The 21307-nt window shown below is 60.5% G+C and carries 18 protein-coding genes and 1 riboswitch; of the genes, 17 read left to right on the top strand and 1 reads right to left on the bottom strand.

Going from position 1 to position 21307, the window contains the following annotated elements; all coding sequences use genetic code 11:
• Position 1: 1 nt before the first annotated feature.
• The 15 genes from BN3002_RS04430 (at position 2) to lnt (ending at position 18135) form a co-directional block, all read left to right on the top strand.
• Positions 2–721 carry an MBL fold metallo-hydrolase gene (locus BN3002_RS04430; protein WP_058236769.1) on the top strand — a complete coding sequence of 240 codons (720 nt, stop codon included), beginning with the start codon at positions 2–4 and terminating at the stop codon, positions 719–721.
• A 32-nt stretch (positions 722–753) separates the two neighbouring features.
• Entirely contained in the window at positions 754–2100 is a 1347-nt protein-coding gene (hisS, locus tag BN3002_RS04425; protein ID WP_058236768.1) for a histidine--tRNA ligase, read from the top strand.
• 7 nt (positions 2101–2107) lie between these two features.
• A complete protein-coding gene (locus BN3002_RS04420) occupies positions 2108–3802 on the top strand; it encodes a dynamin family protein (protein ID WP_058236767.1) in 1695 nt (564 codons plus the stop codon).
• Complete coding sequence (locus BN3002_RS04415) at positions 3802–5397, top strand: GTPase family protein (RefSeq protein ID WP_058236766.1); 1596 nt, start codon at positions 3802–3804, stop codon at positions 5395–5397. Before BN3002_RS04420 ends, BN3002_RS04415 begins: the two co-directional genes overlap by 1 nt.
• A gap of 9 nt (positions 5398–5406) precedes the next feature.
• Entirely contained in the window at positions 5407–6351 is a 945-nt protein-coding gene (gene fmt, locus BN3002_RS04410) for a methionyl-tRNA formyltransferase (RefSeq protein WP_058236765.1), read from the top strand.
• 1 nt (position 6352) lies between these two features.
• Positions 6353–7798, top strand: coding sequence for a transcription antitermination factor NusB (locus BN3002_RS04405; protein ID WP_058236764.1), 1446 nt, complete (start codon positions 6353–6355; stop codon positions 7796–7798).
• 4 nt (positions 7799–7802) lie between these two features.
• Positions 7803–8465 carry a ribulose-phosphate 3-epimerase gene (gene rpe / locus BN3002_RS04400; protein ID WP_058236763.1) on the top strand — a complete coding sequence of 221 codons (663 nt, stop codon included), beginning with the start codon at positions 7803–7805 and terminating at the stop codon, positions 8463–8465.
• A 47-nt stretch (positions 8466–8512) separates the two neighbouring features.
• Positions 8513–8639, top strand: a riboswitch (FMN riboswitch).
• A gap of 125 nt (positions 8640–8764) precedes the next feature.
• Entirely contained in the window at positions 8765–9499 is a 735-nt protein-coding gene (locus BN3002_RS04395; RefSeq protein WP_058236912.1) for an ABC transporter permease, read from the top strand.
• A 22-nt stretch (positions 9500–9521) separates the two neighbouring features.
• Positions 9522–10565, top strand: a complete 1044-nt coding sequence (locus BN3002_RS04390; RefSeq protein ID WP_157843505.1) for an ABC transporter substrate-binding protein — start codon at positions 9522–9524, stop codon at positions 10563–10565.
• A gap of 21 nt (positions 10566–10586) precedes the next feature.
• Positions 10587–10850 carry a phosphoribosyl-ATP diphosphatase gene (locus BN3002_RS04385; RefSeq protein WP_058236761.1) on the top strand — a complete coding sequence of 88 codons (264 nt, stop codon included), beginning with the start codon at positions 10587–10589 and terminating at the stop codon, positions 10848–10850.
• A gap of 32 nt (positions 10851–10882) precedes the next feature.
• Positions 10883–11728, top strand: coding sequence for an ATP phosphoribosyltransferase (hisG, locus tag BN3002_RS04380; protein WP_058236760.1), 846 nt, complete (start codon positions 10883–10885; stop codon positions 11726–11728).
• Between the two features lie 222 nt (positions 11729–11950).
• The gene (locus BN3002_RS04375; protein WP_058236759.1) at positions 11951–12895 is read left to right on the top strand and encodes a helix-turn-helix transcriptional regulator; all 945 of its coding nucleotides are present in this window, start codon (positions 11951–11953) and stop codon (positions 12893–12895) included.
• A complete protein-coding gene (locus BN3002_RS04370; protein ID WP_058236758.1) occupies positions 12888–13805 on the top strand; it encodes a helix-turn-helix transcriptional regulator in 918 nt (305 codons plus the stop codon). The genes BN3002_RS04375 and BN3002_RS04370 overlap by 8 nt, the downstream gene beginning before the upstream one ends.
• A gap of 14 nt (positions 13806–13819) precedes the next feature.
• Complete coding sequence (locus tag BN3002_RS04365) at positions 13820–16579, top strand: DEAD/DEAH box helicase (RefSeq protein WP_058236757.1); 2760 nt, start codon at positions 13820–13822, stop codon at positions 16577–16579.
• Positions 16564–18135, top strand: a complete 1572-nt coding sequence (gene lnt, locus BN3002_RS04360; RefSeq protein WP_058236756.1) for an apolipoprotein N-acyltransferase — start codon at positions 16564–16566, stop codon at positions 18133–18135. Before BN3002_RS04365 ends, lnt begins: the two co-directional genes overlap by 16 nt.
• On the opposite strand, the gene BN3002_RS04355 is transcribed toward lnt, so the two are convergent.
• Complete coding sequence (locus BN3002_RS04355) at positions 18132–18497, bottom strand: RNA polymerase-binding protein RbpA (RefSeq protein ID WP_058236755.1); 366 nt, start codon at positions 18495–18497, stop codon at positions 18132–18134. The two genes, lnt and BN3002_RS04355, sit on opposite strands and share 4 nt — an antisense overlap.
• Before the next feature lie 137 nt (positions 18498–18634).
• Here BN3002_RS04355 and BN3002_RS04350 point away from each other — a divergent pair, with 137 nt between their 5' ends.
• Positions 18635–19753: a hypothetical protein gene (locus BN3002_RS04350; RefSeq protein WP_058236754.1), complete on the top strand. Its 1119-nt coding sequence runs from the start codon at positions 18635–18637 to the stop codon at positions 19751–19753.
• A gap of 5 nt (positions 19754–19758) precedes the next feature.
• Complete coding sequence (locus tag BN3002_RS04345; RefSeq protein WP_058236753.1) at positions 19759–21279, top strand: Hsp70 family protein; 1521 nt, start codon at positions 19759–19761, stop codon at positions 21277–21279.
• Positions 21280–21307 lie beyond the last annotated feature (28 nt).

Raw genomic sequence — 21307 nt, 5'->3', positions numbered from 1 at the left:
CGTGCTCATCACTGTCATACCGACCCCGTTTTTCGGGGCTAACTGCATCGTGCTTCAGCCCGACGCAGAAGCGAACGTCGTAGTGGTTGACCCGTCGGCAGGTGTGTGCGACCAGATCCGCGGGGCACTGGATCGCGCTGATGCTCAGGTGGGCGCCGTTCTGTGCACTCACGGTCATCCTGATCATGTCTGGGATGCTCACGAGGTGGCCTCATGGGCACCTGACGCGCCCGCACCGGTGTGGATCCCTGGTCCTGACAGATACCGCATGGATGACCCGATGTCGTATCTGCCGATGAAACCGAGCGGCATGGACCTGACGTGGCACAAGCCGGAAGATCTGCGCGACGTGCCTTCTGACACGTTCGAAATCCAGCCCGGCATCTGGCTGCAGATGCTTCCTGCGCCAGGCCACACAGAGGGGTCGGCATTGTTCCTGGGGGAGTGCGACGTCAATATCGCGGACCACGAGGGCACAATCCTGTGGCAGCATGACGATCCAATTCCGTGGGCGCTGAGTGCTGACGTGATCTTTGCCGGGTCGGTTGGACGCACCGACCTGCCCGGTGGAGACGAACGCCAAATGAAACATACGCTTCGCACCATGGCCAACGCCATTGATCCGCGAACGGTCATGATCCCGGGGCACGGGCCACTGACGACGTGGGCACACGAACTTCAGACCAATCAGTACGTTGCGCGCGCACGACGCGAAGGCTAGACACAGAGTAAAAGAATCGAAGGACACATACGATGGCACGGACAAAATTGTCTGGATTTCCCGAATGGAGCGTTGAGGGCCGGCTGATCGAGCTGCATGTGCTCGATTCGCTGCGTCATGTGTTCGAACTCCACGGGTTTTCCAACATTGAAACCCGAGCCGTCGAAACCCTCGACTCGCTGCTGTCCAAAGGGGAAACCTCCAAAGAGGTGTACCTGCTTGAACGTCTCCAGGGACTCGAGAAAGGCGAACACACCGATAAGGACCGCAGGATCGGACTGCACTTCGACCTGACCGTTCCGCTGGCCCGATACGTCCTGGATAACGTCAACGACCTGCATTTTCCGTTCAAGCGCTACCAGATTCAAAAAGTCTGGCGCGGCGAACGTCCGCAGGAAGGACGTTTCCGCGAATTCACTCAGGCCGATATCGACATCGTCGGCAACGGTGCATTGCCGTTCCACTTCGAGGTCGACCTGCCGCTCGTGATGGCCGAAGCACTGTCCTCACTGCCCATCGGCCCGTTCAAGATCCTGGCCAACAACCGCAAGGTCGTTCAGGGCGTATGCGAAGCGCTCGGAGTTGGCGACGTTGACGCAGCGCTGCGCGGTTTGGACAAGCTGGACAAGATTGGGCCCGAGGGTGTGACCGAGGAACTGGCAGAAGCCGGAATCTCAGGCGACCAGGCACGCACCCTGCTGACAATGGCGCAGATCCACACCGATGATGTGGCCGAGCTTCGCGAGGGTATTGACGCGTTGGAACTGTCCAACGACATTTTGCGCGAGGGGCTGGATGAGCTGTGTGCGCTGATTAGTGACGCTCATGAGCGCATGCCCGGCGCTGTCTTTGCTGACTTGAAGATTGCGCGCGGACTGGACTACTACACTGGATCGGTCTACGAAACAGTGCTGACCGAACACCCGTCACTGGGATCGATCTGCTCAGGTGGGCGCTACGATTCTCTGGCATCGGACGGCAAACGTAGCTACCCGGGCGTCGGGCTGTCCATTGGTGTCTCTCGTCTCGTCTCCCGCATGATCGCGCAGCCAATGGTGACCGCCACGCGTACCTCACCGGCCGCGGTGGTCGTCGCCGTCATGAACGAGGAAGACCGCGGGCACTCCAACCGGATCGCAGCGACCCTGCGTTCACGCGGTATTCCCACCGATGTTGCGCCTACAGCGGCCAAATTCGGCAAACAGATCCGCTACGCTGATCGATTAGGAATACCATTCGTCTGGTTCCCGGGCGCCTCGGAAGGTGACACTGTCAAGGACATTCGATCGGGTGACCAGGTCGAAGCCGATTGCGAGACATGGATGCCTCCGGCAGAGGATATGCATCCGCGCATCGCGTCGGCCACACAGGAGGACTAGGCTGACTATGGAGCGTTCACCACTGCACAGTGCGCGTGAAATGCGTGATGCGTTGGCGGACGTGTCGATCAATGTCGAAACGCCGTCAGCCCGCCGTGCACGTAGTGAACAGGCTCGAGCCCTGCGGCGCCTCGACGATCATGTGATCCCGCGCCTCGAACATGCCCAGGCACCCATTCTGTGCGTGATCGGCGGATCTACGGGGGCCGGGAAATCCACCCTGGTCAACACGATGGTTGGGTACGCAGTGTCGGCGTCGTCAGCCGTACGTCCCACGACACGCGACCCGCTCCTGCTGCACAATCCCAGCGATGCCATGTGGTTCGACTCGAACCGGATTCTCACCTCCCTGACGCGCAGGCGTGAAGAGGCGGATGCTGATCCTGAGCGCGAATCACATCCTCACTCGCTACGTGTGCGCGCCCTCGAAGCCATTCCCCACGGTGTCGGCGTTATCGATGCACCTGATCTTGATTCGGTCGTGGACGACAATCGTGCCTTGGCTCGTCAACTGCTCGACGCGGCTGACCTGTGGATTTTCGTCACGACTGCGGCCCGCTACGCGGATGCCGTGCCGTGGCAGGTGCTCGAAGAGGCCGGAAGTCGCGGCATCGAGACGGTGATCGTCCTCAACCGCATTCCGCCTGGGGCAACCCAGGAGGTTGCGGCCGACCTGAATGCATTATTGTCCGAGCGCGGCCTTGGCAACGCCCCGGTGCTCGCTATCGATGAACAGGCGCTCGAGGACGGCTTGCTGCCCCGCGATGCCGTCCAGCCGCTCGTTGACCGACTACACGCACTGGGTGCAGACGCCGAACGCCGCAGCGAACTGGCTCAGCAGGCGATCCGCGGATCGGTGCGAGAGGTGATCGAATCGGCCGGCGCAGTCAGCCAGGCTCTCGACGAGGAACGCGGCGCCGTTGAGGCAACTGTGGAGCGTATAGACCGGATCGGGGAGGCTGCCGGGCGTCGTGTCCGCCAGGGCACTGCCGACGGCACGCTGCTGCGTGGTGAGGTGCTGGCCCGCTGGCAGGAAGTTGTCGGCGCAGCAGATTTCACGCGCATACTGTCGCGAGGCATTTCGCGTCTGCGTGACCGCATTTCTGCCTTCTTTCGAGGGCGCCCGACCCCGTCCGAACCTGTTGAAGATGCCATTGAAGCTGGCTTGACCAGCTTGCTGGCAGATGAATTTGCTGACGTGAGTGACCAGGTGGCCGAGCTGTCGCGCACTGATCCGGCACTGGTAGGCGCGTCGCCCTCGTCAATCATGACGGCGTTGGATCCGTCCGAGCGTGCTCAGCGCGTCGCGAATCAATGGCAGCGCGAACTGCTTGCGATGGTGCGCAGCGAGGGCCAGTCCAAGCGCGCCGGAGCCCAGATGATGGCCATTGGTGTCAACGTGGTGGGCGTGGCGCTGATGATCGTCATTTTTGCGTCAACGGGTGGACTGACCGGAGCTGAAGTGGGTGTAGCTGGTGCAACCGCGGCCGTGGCGCACAAACTGCTCGAAGCGATTTTCGGCGACCAGGCGGTGCGTGACATGGCCAAGAAGGCGCACCGCAACCTCGTGGAGGCAGCCGATCAGGAGATCGCCCAAATCCTGCAGCCGGCGCGCGACGCTCTGCCCGAAGCAGGTGACTACGCGCGCCTGACCGAGGCGATTGCGCAGGCGAGCCAACAATGGTCGGTAGGAGCCGGATAATGACCCGTGGTCTCTCCAACCCTGCCGAACGCGTGGATCATATTGCCTCCGCTATGGAGCTAGCCGGACCGGATGTGTCCAATGAATGCGTGGACCGCGTCGCGGATTGCTTGCTGCGCGCACACGAACGCACAGGGCTCGATCCTGACACGACCGTGGTTGCGTTCGTGGGAGCAACCGGGTCAGGCAAGTCGTCGCTTTTTAACGCGATCCTGGGGCACGACATCGCGCAGGTTGGCGTACGCCGTCCCACCACCACACAGGCTCTGGCCGCTATCGGCGCGGGCACGCGTGCACCTGAACTGGTCGAATGGATGGGCGTGCGCGAGCAGGTCATGATCCCGTCGGGCGCCGGCCTTCCGGAAAGTGTGGCCCTGGTTGATCTGCCTGATATCGACTCTATCCAGCAGGACAATGTGGCGCTCACCGAGCGTCTTGCGTCCCGCGTTGACCTGATCGTATGGGTCGTTGATCCGCAAAAGTATGCCGACCACGTTATCCATTCGCAGTGGATTGCGCGTTTCGCTGCCTACGGTGCGCCGGCGTGTATGGTGCTCACGCACGTCGACCAGCTCTCGCCGACTGATCGTAGCCAGATCGAAGCGGACATTTGTCGTCTCCTGGAAGCTGATCAGGCAGCCGGCATGAAGCTGGTGGGTGCCTCGTCGGTGACAGGGGAGGGCATTGATGCGGTTCGCTCGATGATCTCTGAGCGCGCACGTATTGTGCGTCAGCAGGCTGAACGTGTTGGCGCCGTCCTGGATGAAGCCGTTGATGTGGCGCGCCGGGACCTGGAGATTGAAACTGCTGAACTGCCGAAGGTGCCGAAGAACCTGACCTTACAGCTGGTTAATGTTGCAGCGGGCGCTGCAGGTGTGGGACACGTGACGTCAGCTGTTGATGCGGGGTATCGTCACCGTGCTCAGAAAGTGTGCGGCTGGCTTCCGTTCCGTCTGCTTGCCCGATTCAAATCCGACCCGCTGGCACGCCTCCATCTGGAAAGCGCGGAATCATCAGTGTCATCTGTGCCCGAAGCAACACCCGTCGCCCGTGCCAAATTGAATTCTGGCGTGCGAACCATTGCCGGGCAGATTGCGCACGGCAGACCGCAGGTGTGGCAGCGCCGCGTACGTGAACTAGCCCGCGAACGTGCCGAAAGCGTCACCACACGGCTCGACCAGGCTGTTGCCGGAACCGATTTTGGCCTGCAAGAACGACGTACCTGGTGGCGTGCGAGCGCGATCCTCCAAGGCATCGGATGGCTGATGGCACTGGTCGGAGTGTTGTGGATCCTGGCGGTGCGTGGGGCCGACCAGTTCCTCATGATCCAGTGGGACGTGCCGATGTGGCGCGGACTGCCCATTCCCACCTGGTGCGTTCTTGGAGGGCTGGCCCTGACGGTAATCGTGGCTCTGCTGTCGTGGATAGGCGTGCGCATAGGAGCAGCCCGTGCTCGCCGCCGGGCACACTCACGCTTGACTCGGTCGATCAGCGAAGTCATCGAACAGAGTGTCAGCGGGCCCCTCGTAGCTGAATGCGAACGTCAGGCTGACATCGTGAAGCACCTGAATGCTGCCGCCTCGCGAACCCACTAGAATATAGCTGTGCGCATTATTTTTGCTGGAACTCCTGACGTCGCTGTGCCCACCCTGTCGGCGTTGAACGATTCGAAACATGACGTGGTCGCGGTCATCACTCGTCCGCCGGCTCGACGGGGCAGAGGCAAGAAAACCTTCCCATCACCTGTCGCGCAATACGCGGCTGACCATGGCCTCGAGCTGATCGAGTCGTCACGTTTTACCGATCCGTCGCTTCAGCACGACATTGATGCTTATGACGCCGACCTTGGCGTCGTTGTTGCATTCGGCGCGATCATTCCGCCTGCTGTCTTAACAATGCCGCGGTTGGGGTGGGTTAACCTGCACTTCTCGGATTTGCCGCGCTGGCGCGGAGCTGCCCCGGTCCAGTATGCGATTTGGTCGGGTGATGCTCGAACGGCGTCGAGTATCTTCCAGCTGGAAGACGGCCTGGACACCGGGCCGGTTTTTTCGCGCCTGCCGGTCACGATCGACCCGTCTGAAACTGCCGGGGAACTGCTGGAACGAATGGGACGTCTCGGAGCCGACCAGATGGTGGCCACGGTGGATGCACTGGCTGACGGACGCGCATCAGCACACGTGCAGGATACAGATGGTGTCACCTATGCTCACATGCTCACCCCCGCCCAGGGATTCATTGATTTCACCCAGAGCGCGGCAGAGGTGTCGCGTCACATCCGCGCCTTCACTCCGAACCCAGGTGCATGGACTGTTCTGCCTGACGGCAAACGTCTCAAGATTGCGGGGGCCGAGCCCACCGATCAGCCCACACTCGGCACAGGTCTGCTGCAGGTGACAAAGCATGAGGTCATGGTCGGGTGCGCTGACGCGTGCGTCAGACTGGGCCAGGTCGCACCAGCAGGTAAAGGCTGGATGGACGCAGCGGCCTGGGCGCGTGGGGCACGCCTCAGCGGCGAGGAACGTGTCGGCGTTATGGCAACGGAGGAGTGAGATGGCAACAGGACGATATGCGGATGGTTATCGGGCGAAACGCAACGTTGACCCTGCCCGGCTCGTCGCGTTTGAGGTCCTTGATTTGATCGAGCAGGACGGCGCGTTCGCGAACCTTGCACTACCTAAAGCTCTGCGCGCTGCGAAAGAGGACTTCGCATCCTTCGACGGGCGTGATGCGGCATTTACCGCTGAACTGGTCTACGGCACAACGCGCGCACAGGGCCGCCTCGACTGGATCATCAACGCCCATTCGACACGTCCGGTCGACCAGCTCGATCCATCGTTGCGCACGGTGCTTCGCATGGGAGCCCACCAGATCCTCAACATGCGCGTGCCGGACCATGCGGCCGTCGCCGCAACCGTTGACCTTGCTCGCGAAGTCCTCACTGACGGTCCGGCGAAGATGGTCAATGCTGTTTTGCGCTCCATTATCCGCACCGGCGCTGATCAGATCGACGCGGACATTGACGCAATCGAGAATCCGGTCGAACGCCTGGCTGTGCGTTATTCACACCCGACCTGGATTGTTTCGGCACTGGGCGACGCCCTGACAGCTCATGGCTGCTCCAAGGATGAGCTGGAAGAAACACTGGCTGCCAATAATGAGGCACCACTGGTGACTCTAGTTGCCCGCCCGGGTCTGATTGACGTGGAGGACCTGGCTGATGAAGCGATTGATGCATGCCACACGCGGGTAGCTCCCGGCACGCGTTCGCCGCTTGCTGTTGTCCTGGAGTCGGGCGACCCGGCACGCATCGGCTCTGTTCGACGCGGACTGGCCGGTGCGCAGGATGAAGGTTCCCAGCTGGCCGCCCTCGTCACTGCCGCCGCGCCGATCGAAGGGTCGGACACCGCATGGCTTGACCTGTGCGCTGGTCCGGGCGGGAAGGCCGCGCTGCTGGCGGCTGAGGGAGCCGAGCGAGGGGCACACCTGTTGGCAAACGAAGTCCACACTCACCGCGCACGCCTCGTTGAGCGCGCAACGGCCCGCCTGACCAACGTCGAGGTCATTTCCGCTGATGGGCGCACGCTCGGCGGGCAGGGAACACCGTGGCAGCTTGGCTCATTCGATCGCGTCCTGGTCGACGCGCCATGTACGGGCCTGGGGTCACTTCGCCGTCGCCCGGAGTCACGCTGGCACAGGTCCGAGGGGGACCTGGCGGTTCTGGTTGCGCTTCAACGTGACTTATTGGACCGGGCTGTTGATCTGGTTCGCGTTGGGGGAGTGGTTGCGTATGTCACCTGTTCGCCGCATCGTGCGGAAACTGTTGACCAGGTCCGACGCCTGAGCGAGTCGGGACGCGTGGAACTGATCGATGCTGTGCCGGTTGCTGCGGGTATCTCGCCTGAGCCGTTGAGCGCTGACGGACCGACCCTGCAGTTGTGGCCGCATCGTGATGACACCGATGCGATGTTTATGGCTCTGATGAAACGGGTATCCTGAGAGCATGCATCTGACTATTTCGCCGTCGATTCTCAATTGCGATATTGCTGATCTGCATGGCCAGCTCGAATCGATTTCCTCAGCTGACATTGCTCACGTTGACGTGATGGACAATCACTTTGTGCCCAACCTGACGTGGGGCCTTCCGGTTGTAGAAGCCTGCGTGAAGACCGGCATCCTGCCGGTGGACGCGCACCTGATGATCGAGGATCCTGACCGGTGGGCGCCGGCCTACGCTGAGGCTGGCTGTGAGTCGGTGACATTCCATGTCGAAGCTGCAGCGGCACCGATTCGGCTTGCGCGCGAGATCCGACACCAGGGTGCGCGTGTGGGCCTGGGGCTGCGCCCGGCAACTGACATTGCACCATTCGTCGATATCTTGTCCGAATTCGACATGATCCTCATCATGACGGTCGAGCCGGGATTCGGTGGTCAGAAGTTCCTTGAGTCAATGCTGCCCAAGATTCGCCGCACTCGTGATGCGATTAGGTCGGCTGACCTGCCCGTGTCGATTCAGGTTGACGGTGGCGTGTCACGCCAGACGATTGAACAGTGCGCACAGGCTGGTGCCACGAACTTCGTTGCCGGGTCGGCGATTTTCAAGGCAGAGGATGCATACACGGAGATTGCGACGTTGCGCGAACTTGCCGGTTCGCACTGTCACTGAGCTGAGGAATCTAGTTTTCCTTTTCCCAGTTGGCGTGCCATAATTGCCACATGCTCCGGGGTCGGTGTAAGTCCGAACCGGCGGTGAGAGTCCGCGACCCGCGCGTTCATACGCGTGGCTGAACCGGTGAAACTCCGGTACCGACGGTGAAAGTCCGGATGGGAGGAGCACAGGAAGCGTGACCGCGCGTTCGGACGCGCTCGTCATTTGTGCTGCGTGAGCCCCCGGTGCGCGGAGGACACGAACAGGTGGCAACCAGCCAGAGCCAGCGACGCGGCGCTCGAGGAATCAGCAGCGTGATGAACGTGTGCGCACCCCTCATTTTCCTCCTGCTGATCATGACCGTATGGGCGTTGGCCACCACTGTTTTTTCACTCGAACCGTGGCGACTGCCCAGCCCCGCACAAGTCTTCCAGCGAGCACAGGTATTGCTCACACAGCCCTGGATGTGGCAACGAGTGCTGATCACCGCAGGCGAAGCAGTGCTCGGCTGTGCGACAGGTGCCCTTGTGGCGTTGCCACTGGCGTACGCGATCTACAAAGTGAATTGGTTCCGCGCAGCAGTCGAACCGTTCCTGGGTGCAACCCAGGCGATCCCCGCGATCGCACTGGCACCCCTGCTGGTCCTGTGGGTCGGCTTCGGCCTGGCCCCAGTGATTGCCCTGTGCGCGATCGTGGTCTTTTTCCCGATCCTCGTGTCCACCGTTGTCGGACTGCGTCACCTTGACCAGGACGTGCTGGAAGCTGCTTCACTGGACGGCGCGTCAGGGTGGATAATGCTGCGCCAAATTGAAGCTCCAATGGCAGCACCATCAATCCTGGCTGGCCTGCGCAACGGTTTCACCCTGTCGGTGACCGGTGCCGTGGTGGGGGAGATGGTCATGGGGGGCAACGGTATGGGCGGCATTCTTGTCCAGCAACGCCAGAACATGGACACGCCCGGAATGTTCGTCTCCATCATTGTGCTCTGCGTGTTGGCAATGAGCATTTACATCGTTATCTACCGGATTGAAAAGCGGTATAACCGCAGTTGACAAGATGAAAGAAGGATTACTGATGGCACGTGGCATACGCGCTTTGACAACACTAGTGGTAGCGGCGAGCGCTGTGACCTTATGTGGCTGCAGCTCCTCCGAGTCGCCCTCGCCGGCCGCTAATGCCCAAAGCGAAGTTGACTTGCAGGAGCCCACTGACGTCACGCTCGGGCTGACTTACATTCCCAACGTCCAGTTCGCACCCACATACATTGCCGAGGAAGACGCGGTATACGCAAATGCGGGAGCGAACGTCACACTGCGCCATCACGGCGCCGATGAAGGACTGTTCACCGCTCTGACAGCCGGTGAAGAAGATGTCGTGCTTGCCTCGGGTGATGAGGTACTGCAGGCTCGTGATCAGGGAATGGATGTGGTTGCCATTGGCTCCTACTACCACACCTACCCGGTGGTTGTCGCCGTCCCAGAAGAATCCGACATTGACTCCATTGACGACCTGCGCGGACACAGTATCGGTATCCCCGGCGAATTCGGTTCCAACTGGCTGGGCCTGCTCGCAATCCTGAACAACGCTGGGTTGAGCACGCAGGATGTCAACGTCGTGTCGATCGGCTTCACGCAGCAGGCTGCCCTGGCGGCTGGCCAGGTCGACGCAGTCGTCGTCTTCACGAACAACGAGATGGTCCGTTTCGGGCTCGATGGTATGAAGGTGCGCGCCCTTGACGTCGACCAAGACGCTTTACCGTTGGTGTCCGCCACGCTGGTGAGCACCCGCGAATGGGTTGACGCACATCCTGATGCGGCGCGTGCCATCGTGGACGGTACGACGCAGGGGATTGAACGAGCGACCGACAATCCTCAGCACGCTCTGGAGGTGACGAAGAAATACGATGACACGCTGAACGATCCGGCATCGTTCGAGGGTGCCCGAGCAGTACTCGAAGCCACGATCAAGCTGATGACGACAGGGAACGGAGCCGCCAGCGGCAAGCAGGATCTCGACAGATGGAACAAGATGGGACAATTCCTGTATGACACTGCAGGTGTGCTCACGCAGGCTCCCGATGTTGACGCCGCGGTGACGAACGAGTTCGCAAGCCGCTGATTGCTCGAGTAATGTGATCGTGTGACTACATTTGATGAACTGTTTGCAGAACTGACCGAGAAGGCCCAGACACGTCCTGAGGGATCTGGAACGGTCGCTGAACTTGACCGCGGCGTCCACGCCATCGGCAAAAAGGTCGTCGAGGAAGCGGCTGAAGTGTGGATGGCAGCCGAATATGAAACCGACGACGACCTGGCGCTCGAAATCTCTCAGCTGCTCTATCATGCTCAGGTCATGATGATCAAGAAGGGCTTGACGCTCGAAGACGTCTACAAGCACCTGTAAGCTCACAGCACCGCACCTGCGAAGGACTCACCATGCTACGAATTGCCGTGCCCAACAAGGGCTCACTGTCCGAACCTGCTATCACGATGCTCACCGAGGCGGGCTATCAGCTGCACCGCCGCGGCCGTGAACTGGTGATCAGCGACCACGCGAACGATGTCGAGTTTTTCTTCTTGCGTCCGCGCGATATTGCGGTCCACGTTGGTCATGGCACGATTCACGTCGGTATCACCGGGCGTGACTTGCTGCGCGATTCGCCTTCGGGCGCGGTGGAGCATCGGGCGCTCGGATTTGCCCGCTCAACCTTCCGCTTCGCGGGACCAGCCGGTGAGTTCACGTCACTGGAGGACATACACGGGCGCCGCATTGCGACCTCTTATGACAAACTCGTGCGAGACTACTTGAATGAGGCCGGTATCGATGCCGAAGTTGTCCACCTTGACGGTGCAGTGGAATCCTCAGTTCGTCTGGGCGTTGCCGACCTGATCGCGGATGTCGTCGAAACAGGTGGTACGCTTCGCGCAGCCGGCCTGGAAGTGTTCGGTGACCCTCTGATGCAATCGGAGGCCCTGCTGATTGCCCGTGAGGACATGCGGGATAACGCAGCGCTTGCGACGCTCGACCGACGCCTGGAAGGCGTCCTGGTTGCACGCTCGTATGTCTTGGTCGACTACAACGTGCGTGAGCGCGACCTGAACGCCGCGATTGCGATTACGCCGGGCCTGAATTCCCCAACCATTTCGCCCCTGATGAATACCGAGTGGCTCGCCGTGCGCGTCATGGTGAAGGCAGAGAACATCAACTCGGTGATGGACCGTCTCTACGCGGAGGGCGCGCGCGCCATCATCGTGACCAAACTGGCTGCTTCACGTATCTGAACAGCGTCGATCCGGCCACGGCAGGGGCCCGAGGGTGCCCATATTGGTGTGCCCGGGCAGCCCGCCGATCTGATAGGGAACCATATGGTTCAGATCGCAGCGCCCCACGGGGTGTTCGAATGGGGATATCGTTCATACGGTTCACGCGCGCCCCGCACCCTGCACACGCCATCCGCCACGTCATGTCGGCGCGACTCAATCCGCTAGGCTGAAACAGTGAGTATGTCATCAACGAACGTCCGCGTTCTCAACACGTTCTTTGAGTTACTCACGTCCGATGTGGGGCGCACACGCGATCAGATCTGGAGGCTGGAAGGCTATCGAAATCTGTCAGAAGAAGCCTTCAGTTCCGCCTTCCAACGCGACAAGGACGCTCTTCGTGACATTGGCATCATCATGACCGTCACGCCCGGCCGTCACGGAGAGCGATATGCGATTTCGCCGGACTCATTTGCTGACCGTCGCGCCACGTTCGACGCAGTGGACGGCGCGCTGATCAACATGGCGTTGGGCGCGTGGAACGAGCAGGATGGAGCCGAGCGCGGCGCAATGCTGACCACGAAACTGCGTGCCCTCAGCGATGGTGCAGGAAAACCGTGTGCACCGCTCAGCGTCGGATTGTCGGGCGCTCACATGATCGTCGATATTCTCACCGCGATCCGCAACCGCCAACCGATCACATTCATGTACGAATCCACCCGCGTTTCAGAGCGCGCAATCGAACCGTGGCGCATCATCATGCGAGGACGCGGCCTGTACGCGTGGGGATTGGATTTGGATTGCGACGAACCACGGCTCTTCCGTACCTCCCGCATAACGTCAGGCGTCACGCTGCTGGGAGAACCCGGAGACGCCGGCCCTATCCCGGACAATTTGCGCGACCCATTCGAACGCCTCATGGTTTCGCCCACCCTGGCAATTCAAGACGGACAGGCGCAGGCAGTGCGAGATATGTGCCGTGCCGAGGGCGCCCGCAGCTGCGAGGGCGAGGTGAGTGTTGCTGACGGATGGATGCTGTATCGCGGACAGGCCGCCGAACGCAGCGAATGGATAAGCGCGATCCTCGCACACGTTTCACACGTAGTGGTGCGTTCACCTGAATGGCTGCGCGAAGCGATCATGACGCGACTGGACGCCGCTGCTGGCTGGGGGAGTGACGATGCCTGAACGCACAGAAGTAGCCGCCGCACGTTTGCTGTCACTGGTCGCCTGGATCGGTGATCATCCTGGATCCTTGGTCAACGACATTGCCGAGCACTTTGGTCGCACACGCAAGCAGGTCCAACGCGACATCGAAGTGCTGGGCAGTGTGCGCGACTCCCTGCCGGGGGCCTCGCTGGAAATTGACTGGGATCTGTACGCGCGTGAAGAACGCGTCGCCATGCATTCGACGCTCGGCGCAGACGTCCCGCCCAGGCTGACCGAAGAGGAAGCAGCACTGATCATTGTGGGGTTGCAGGCCCTCACACCGATCCTGGGTCCTGACCTGCACGATCACGTCATGCACACGGCGCTGGCGGTGACACGTGACGCGCAGACCTTTGAAGAATCCCTGGCCTATTCGCCCTCCGGAAGCGACCAGGCCCGAATCGATGACATTTTGAGCGCGCTGTCTGCCCAAGTAGCGGTGAGATTCACCTACCCGCATGACGGCCATGACCGCGAGCGCACCATTGACCCGTGGAACATCAAGCGTTTCGAAACCGGCTGGACAGTGACCGGCTGGGATCACGACGCTGCAGCTGAGCGGACATTTCGGATAGACCGTATGCGCGATATCAGCGTCAGCGATCAGCCAGTGACACACCCTGCAGCAGCGGATGGGTCCCCCTCGGCAATGGTGCGTATGACGTGTACGAGCGAGGCACGATGGATTCTTGACGCCGTGCCGCTGAGCGTCGTGAGTGACTCGGGCAGCGAATTCAGTGTCGATGTGCCAGTGTGGGACGAGGAATGGGTGACTCACTTCCTGATCGACATTGCCCCACATGTTGTGCAGGTTGAGCCCTCCGAATGGAAAGAACGTGCTGCGCGCGTGGCGCGCCGGGCCCGCAACGTGTGGGCGATGGGGAAGTAGGGGAGTAAGCGAGCATGTCACCGAAAAGACGCCGCCGCCGCGTCCGCGAGGAAGGCGAACCAACCCGCGAAATGGATCAGATGAGTCCGGCTGAACGCTTCGAGGCTGCCAAGGCTCAGCGCGCCGTCGATTCGAGTGCGCGCAGTGCATTTGCCGACTCGCTTGGGTTTTCGCTTGATGATTTTCAGTGGGAAGCGCTTGAAGCTGTTGAGGGTGGCGAGTCTGTGCTGGTGGCCGCGCCGACCGGAGCAGGAAAGACTGTTGTCGGCGAATTCGCCACCTATCTGGCTGTTGAGCGTGGAACCCGCGCGTTTTACACCACCCCGATCAAAGCCCTGTCCAACCAGAAGTTCATGGATTTCCAAAAGCGGTTCGGGGCAGAATCGGTGGGTCTACTCACCGGTGATACGTCCATCAATCCGGGTGCTCCAGTGGTCGTGATGACCACTGAGGTTCTACGGAACATGATTTATGCGGGTGCGCCGCTCGATGATCTGACGCACGTAGTCATGGACGAGGTTCACTACCTGGCTGACCGTTTCCGCGGCCCGGTGTGGGAAGAAGTGATGATCCACCTGCCGCAGCGTGTCAGTGTGATTGCGCTGTCGGCCACAGTGTCGAATGCCGAAGAGTTCGGCGCGTGGATGCAGCAGGTGCGTGGTACGTGCCGCGTGATCGTCTCCGAAAAACGCCCCGTTCCCCTGTACCAGCACATGATTGCCAATTCGCACCTGTTTGATCTGTACGCGCCGGGGTCGAGCCGCCGGGCGGGTGTGAATCCGCAGCTCAGGTATGAAATTGCCCGCAGCTCGCAACCGGGTAGTGGCCGAGGTTTGCAGCATAATCGACGAGGCAGGCTGCAGCGCCGCGAAAGTCGAGCCGGCGTGCTGATGACACTGCAGCGGGCCCACCTGCTGCCGGCAATTGTGTTCATCTTTTCTCGGGCTGCGTGTGACGATGCGGTACAGCAGGTAGCTGCCTCACCGTTGGTGCTGACAACTCCGGAAGAAGCGCGCCAGATCAGGGATGCGGTCGATGAGGCAATGGAGCAGATTCCTGTCACTGACCATGTCGTGCTGGGGCTGCATCGATGGGCGAGCGCTCTGGAGCGAGGGATAGCGGCTCACCATGCCGGAATGCTTCCCGTCATGAAGGAGACCGTGGAACGGTTATTTACTCGCGGTTTAATTAAAGCGGTCTATGCCACCGAGACGCTGGCGCTGGGAATCAACATGCCCGCCCGGACAGTTGTCATCGAATCCTTGCAGAAGTGGAACGGCGTTGCGCACGTTCAACTGTCGGCGGGGGAGTACACGCAGTTGACGGGACGTGCCGGCAGGCGCAGCATTGACCGTGAGGGCCACGCAGTGGTGCTTTACCAGGGACGCGTTGAGCCTGAAGAGGTTGCATCGCTCGCGTCGAAACGAACCTACCCGCTGATCAGTGCCTTCAGACCAACGTACAACATGGTGGTGAACCTGCTGGCACGGTCCTCTCGCGCGTCGACGCGCGAAGTGCTCGAGTCCTCATTCGCCCAGTTCCAGGCCGACCGCGGAGTCGTCGAATTTGCGCGCGAAGCTGCGCGGGTGAAGAAACATATGGATGAGGTCGCCTCGCACGTCAAGTGTGAATACGGCGATGCCCTGGAGTACTTCCAGTTGCGTGAAGAGCTGTCCGGTTTGGAGAAATCCTCGGCGAGGGCGCGGTCGGCAGTAGTGCGGCAGGACATGGAAAAGGATCTGCGCCGGGCGCGCCGCGGAGATATCGTCGCCTACCAGCCCGGGCGAGCGACCCGCTATGGGGTGGTGATCCGGCCTGCCGACGAGGGGCGAGCACCGCGAATCGACGTAATCGGCACGGATATGAAGATTCACGATGTGATTATTTCGCAGAAAATGCGTGCCTTTGCCGTGGTTGGAAGTATGAAAATCCCGATGGGACGTGACCTGCGCAAACGTGTGGTGCGCGAGAAGGTGGCCGGCGAAATTCGCCGCCGTGTACGCTCAGGCGCACTGGATGCACCGCGTCGGTCAGCCCACCGTGACGATCCCACTATTGCATATATGAGAGACGAAATTCGTCACCATCCGGTTCACCGTTGCCCGCAGCGCGAGTCGCATGCAGCGATGGGGCATGAATGGGCACGTGCTCGCAAGGAGTACCTGCGAACGGTTGAACGTATCAATGAGCGCACCGACACGGTCGCGAAGGAGTTTGACCGTGTGTGTGCGGTGCTCGAATCCCTCGGCTTCCTTGACGGCGACCGTGTGACAACGGCGGGACAACAGCTGCGACGCGTGTTTGGTGAGCGGGATCTGTTGGTCGTTCACGCCGTGCGATGTGGGGCGTGGGACGACCTAGATCCGGCTGAATTGGCAGCGGTGGTCTCCACCTGCGTGTATGAGGCGCGTGCGGAAAACAATCCCGACACGTCAATTCCTGGTGGCGCCAATTCAGCGATCGCTCGTGCACTGGATGCAACGTGGCGTGCCAGCCAGGAGATCCAGCAGGCAGAAACGTCTGCGGGAGCTACACCCACTCCTCCGCCGGATATCTCGCTGGTCGGTGCTATGCATGCGTGGGCGCACGGTGCGTCGCTGACCACTGCACTGCAAGTAGCTGACCTGTCGGGCGGCGATTTTGTGCGCTGGGTGCGACAGGTGATGGATCTGCTCGACCAGCTCTCGCACGTTGATCAGGGTGGCCTGGCCACACGCGCCCGGGACGCTCGACGGATGCTCGTACATGGAGTGGTGGAATGGTCGACCGTTTGAAACTGAAACTTCCCCCGCGGCGCAGATGGCTGGATTATCCGTGTGCCGCGATCAGCGGCGTATGTCTGTGGGCGGCATTCCCGGATGTGGGATGGTGGCCGCTTTTCGTCATCGGGCTGGCATTTCTAGTCGCCCTCGTCGATCGGTCGTCGACTGGACGAGGCATGTGGTACGCAACGTTGGTCGGCGCGCTTTTCTGGCTACCGCACATCCACTGGTCATCCATCGCAACAGGCGGCTGGTTGCCGTGGGTGACACTGTCAGCCACGCAGATCATTGCATTGTGCATCTGGGCGTGGTGCGCTGCGATCAGCAGGGCACTGGTGTGGGTGCGCACCTGGTGGGGACAGACATTGTCGTGGGCCGTTCTGTGGGTCGCGGTCGAACAGCTGCGTTCAACCGTGCCATTTGGCGGTTTCCCGTGGGGCAAGACGGCGTATGCGATGGTCGATGCTCCGTGGGGAAAGCTCGCGCCGTGGGGTGGGGAAGTGCTGGTCAGTGCAGTCACTATGATGCTCGCAGTGCTGCTGCGGCGCACATTTTCGCTCCTGAGAACGCGCTCGGATGAGCACTGGTGGAACAGACCGTTGATGCTGGTGCTGGCGGCTGCGCTGGCGTGCCTGCCGCTGGCGATCACACTACCGAATGCGCAGGAAGCCGGATCGATTCGCGTGGGTGTCGTCCAGGGCAACGTTGAAATCCCGGGCAATGCGACGTACAGCGTGCCGCTGAAAGTTACTGGCAATCACACGCGCGAAACGCTGCGAATGGCCGAGGAAGGCGACGCGGTGGATGTGGCTGTGTGGGGTGAGACGGCAGCCGATCGCGATCCTCGTGCCAATTCAGGCGTAGCGAACCTGGTCGATGAAGCAGTCGATGCGCTCGGCGTTCCGATTCTGGTCGGCTTCAACGGGTATGACAGTCAGGACAATACGCGCACGAATCTGGTTGGCTGGTGGTACCCGGATTCGGGTCTGAGCGATCAGCTTTACGGTAAGCAGCACCCCGTGCCGTTTGGTGAATACATTCCGTGGCGCTCCTTTATTTCAAAACTGGCTACCGAGGCAGCTCAGGTCAACGTCGACATGGTTGCGGTCGATAATCCGAGCCTGCTGTCCGTGACGCTCAACGATGGGCGCGAGGTGCCTTTCGTGATGGGAATCTGCTTCGAGGTGGCTTATGAGGATCTGATTCGAGACGGTGTGGATCGAGGCGGTCAGATCATTGCCATTCCAACGAATAACTACCATTTTCGGTATTCAGCTGAGTCCACTCAGCAGGCTCAGATGCTGCGTTTTCGAGCAATGGAGTACGGCCGATCGGGAATCCAGGCCTCCACCAATGGTGTCTCGATGATTGTGCGCCCTGATGGCACGATCGTGCGCCAGACAGTGAAACAGACTGCAGATCACATGGTGGCGCAGCTGCCGTTGCGTACATCACTGACGTGGGCAGCCAGACTCGGCATAATTCCGTCAGTCGGAATAATGTGTGGAGGGGGAGTTGTCACCATCTGCGCCGTGGTGCGCGCACTCATCAGCGTGCGGCGACGTTAATTCTTTCGGTAGGCGCCTTCTGGACGCAAACGGCCCGAGCGCAGCAGTTCGAGCTGCTCGTTCAGGACAACGTCGAGTTCTTCAAGGGATCGGCGCTCGCGCAGCATATCCCAGTGCGTGCGAACCGGTTTGGCTGGTTTCTGTTCTTCCTCTTCGCCTTCTTCGCCGATAATTTCAGCGGTGGCGCCGCATTTGCATTCCCACGTCGCCGGAGGATTCGCTTCGGTGGAAAATGGAATCTGGAATTTATGGCCGTTGGAGCACAGGTATGTTGCAGTCGCTCGGTCGGCGAAGATGACACCTTCTTCTGATTCCATCGATTTTGCACCAATTTGCATACCGCGAAGGGCGCGATCAGCCATGAATCCTCCTAAATGCGTGCGAGCTCGAATATTGTAACTGATAGAGGTTCGCACGCTCCACCACAATCCGATAATGTACATTATGTCAGATTTGGGAAATTGTGAAATCCCCTCTCACTTGGCGAAAGGAAATCTTCATGCCCGAGGTCAGCAGCTCGGTCCACGCTCAACGTCAGCGCACGCGAGGGACAACCCAGCCGCGCGGTCTGTCACTGCGTCCCTACTTTAAATCCGACGCGCCCGCGCTTGTTGTGGTCTTTGGCGTGGTGTGCGCGCTGACGATCGCTGTGACACGCGCATACCTTGCTCTGACTGGTTATCCCCAAGTTGGCGGCGAAGTGTTCCACATTGCTCATGCGATCTGGGGCGGCTTGCTGCTCATTATTGGCTTGATCGGCGCGATGATATTGACGAATTCCTGGGCGTCCTGGGCAGGTGCGATCCTCGGTGGCGTCGGTGCCGGATTATTCGTGGACGAGGTCGGTAAATTCATCACACAAGATAATGACTATTTCTTTCCTCTTGCCGCAACCATTATTTACGTGTTCTTGGTGTTGCTAGCTGGTGGGGCGCTTGCTCTCCAACGACTAAGCCGCAGTACTGCTGCCGCGCACCTGCACCTGGCCCTCGACATTGCCGAACAGAGTGTGGATCGCACCCTTCCGGCTATGCGCCGCGCTCAGATGGCACAACACCTGGACAAAGCCCGAAACCTCAACCCCTCTCCTTCACAGCACCTGCTCATCGACGCGCTCAGTGACTTGGCAAATGATCTGCCCGGAGATGGATCTGACGCCGGCACACGCCTGACACGCTGGGTTAGAAACGTTCCCACGTCTCGCTTCCAGAGCGTCGCAGCCGTTATGCTCTTCATTCAGGCGATCGGAGACGTCGCACGCGCCGTGACTGCCCTCGTGTCGTACGCGTCGGGACATGCCATGCTCGACCAGGTCGTTCCCGATGTGACACAAGACGGCTGGACGGGCACATTGTCAATCGCAGCTGTCATCGGCGGCGTTATCGCGGGTGCGCTTGCCGTGGTTGCAGGAGTCATGATGCTCCCGAAGCGCTCCTCCATCAAGATTCCATTCGGCATCGCCTTCGCGGCGGTAGGCATTGACCTCGTTGTGGTCAACTCGCTTGCCTCCTACACCAACCAATTCTTCATCCTGGCGATCGCCGCCTACCTATCGGTGTCAATGTCGGTGATCATCATGTGGCGTCGCTCGAATTCTGCCGATCAACTACTACAGTAGGAAATATGAGACTCGGAGTAGATTTCGGTACGACACGCACCACTGTTGCGGCAGCTGATCGAGGCAACTACCCTATTGTAGCTTTCAGTGACGTCGACGACGACGTGTGTGAATACATCCCCTCCCTCATGGCGCTTGACGGTGACCATCGCGTCTACGGCTTCGACGCGGTGGAACTGGCGCGCCAGGGTGCTCCGCATCTGCGCTCCTTCAAACGCCTGATCTCCGATCCAGCTGTCACAAGCGAAACAACGGTGCGGGTTGACCGCCGCGACATCAACGTCCTGACGCTCCTGACCGAGTTCCTCACCTACGTGGCCCACGAAATTCGCACGAACTCGTCAGTGAGTCAGATCCCAGACGAAGAACCACTGGAAGCCGTCATCGGTATTCCCGCCCACGCCTACTCGGCACAACGTTTCCTGACGCTGGAAGCATTCCGGGCAGCCGGCTTCACCACTCTTGCCATGATCAACGAGCCGTCAGCAGCAGGCTTCGAATACACCAGTCGACATCGCGCTTCGCTATCGACCAACCGGCAACAGATCCTCGTATATGACCTCGGTGGCGGAACCTTCGACGCCTCACTGGTCAGCGTGGAAGGAACCTCTCACGAGATCCTCGGATCACACGGCAATAACCTGCTCGGCGGGGACGACTTTGATCAGGTACTCGCCCAGTGCGCACTGGCCGCAGCCGGCGCAACCTCTGCCGATCTGAGCGACTCCGATATGGACGACCTGCTCGAACAGGCACGCGACGCAAAGGAAGCACTGACACCTCAGACCAGGCGAATCTCATTGACGGTGGGCGCACGCGATGTAACAGTGCCGGTCGCGGACTTCTATGCTCACTGCATCGACCTGATCGATTCCACCGTCGAAACAATGAAGCCGCTGCTCGCCATTGATTCAGAAGGCGGAGAGGAACTGGGACCCCACGTTGCGGGATTGTACGTCGTGGGTGGTGGGTCCCAACTGCCGCACGTCCTGCGCGAACTGCGACGCCGCTTCGGGCGACGTGTCCACCGCTCCCCTCACACCGCAGCATCAACCGCGATCGGCCTGGCCATCGCAGCTGATCCCGAGTCCGGCTTCACCCTGCGTGAACAGCTTTCACGTGGAGTCGGCGTATTCCGCGAAATGCAGTCAGGGCAGATGGTGTCGTTTGATCCTCTGCTGGATGCTCACCTGAGAGTCTCCACACAGGACTCCGTCAGCGTCACGCGTCGCTACCGTGCCGCTCACAATATCGGGTGGTTCCGCTTCGTTGAATACACTGCAACCGACGACCAGGGCGTGCCGCGAGGCGACGTCTTGCCGTATGGCGAGCTGATTTTCCCCTTCGCCCGCGAACTGCAGGATATGGGCGACGCCCTCGACCCCCATGCCGTGAGTGTGCGCCGCACGGAGGACGGACCCTTAATCGAAGAAAAGTACACGGTGGATCGGCACGGTATCGTTCACGTCGCCATCACCGACTGCGACACGGGTTACACTGTCTCGCAATCACTGGGAAGTAAATAACACTGCAGGAGCTCCTCAAACGTTAGAC

The organism is Actinomyces ihuae (genome assembly GCF_001457875.1).
GTDB classification, from domain to species: domain Bacteria; phylum Actinomycetota; class Actinomycetes; order Actinomycetales; family Actinomycetaceae; genus Pauljensenia; species Pauljensenia radingae_A.
The sequence above is the reverse complement of the archived record's forward strand: the minus strand, read 5'-3'. Positions and strand labels throughout refer to the sequence as shown.

Bases quoted from the DNA above. Each gene is read 5' to 3' on its own strand.
- hisS (WP_058236768.1), top strand. From the start codon at position 754: ATGGCACGGACAAAATTGTCTGGATTTCCCGAATGGAGCGTTGAGGGC.
- BN3002_RS04420 (WP_058236767.1), top strand. From the start codon at position 2,108: ATGGAGCGTTCACCACTGCACAGTGCGCGTGAAATGCGTGATGCGTTG.
- BN3002_RS04415 (WP_058236766.1), top strand. From the start codon at position 3,802: ATGACCCGTGGTCTCTCCAACCCTGCCGAACGCGTGGATCATATTGCC.
- BN3002_RS04405 (WP_058236764.1), top strand. From the start codon at position 6,353: ATGGCAACAGGACGATATGCGGATGGTTATCGGGCGAAACGCAACGTT.
- rpe (WP_058236763.1), top strand. From the start codon at position 7,803: ATGCATCTGACTATTTCGCCGTCGATTCTCAATTGCGATATTGCTGAT.
- BN3002_RS04395 (WP_058236912.1), top strand. From the start codon at position 8,765: ATGAACGTGTGCGCACCCCTCATTTTCCTCCTGCTGATCATGACCGTA.
- BN3002_RS04390 (WP_157843505.1), top strand. From the start codon at position 9,522: ATGGCACGTGGCATACGCGCTTTGACAACACTAGTGGTAGCGGCGAGC.
- hisG (WP_058236760.1), top strand. From the start codon at position 10,883: ATGCTACGAATTGCCGTGCCCAACAAGGGCTCACTGTCCGAACCTGCT.
- BN3002_RS04375 (WP_058236759.1), top strand. From the start codon at position 11,951: ATGTCATCAACGAACGTCCGCGTTCTCAACACGTTCTTTGAGTTACTC.
- BN3002_RS04370 (WP_058236758.1), top strand. From the start codon at position 12,888: ATGCCTGAACGCACAGAAGTAGCCGCCGCACGTTTGCTGTCACTGGTC.
- BN3002_RS04365 (WP_058236757.1), top strand. From the start codon at position 13,820: ATGTCACCGAAAAGACGCCGCCGCCGCGTCCGCGAGGAAGGCGAACCA.
- lnt (WP_058236756.1), top strand. From the start codon at position 16,564: ATGGTCGACCGTTTGAAACTGAAACTTCCCCCGCGGCGCAGATGGCTG.
- BN3002_RS04355 (WP_058236755.1), bottom strand. From the start codon at position 18,497: ATGGCTGATCGCGCCCTTCGCGGTATGCAAATTGGTGCAAAATCGATG.
- BN3002_RS04350 (WP_058236754.1), top strand. From the start codon at position 18,635: ATGCCCGAGGTCAGCAGCTCGGTCCACGCTCAACGTCAGCGCACGCGA.
- BN3002_RS04345 (WP_058236753.1), top strand. From the start codon at position 19,759: ATGAGACTCGGAGTAGATTTCGGTACGACACGCACCACTGTTGCGGCA.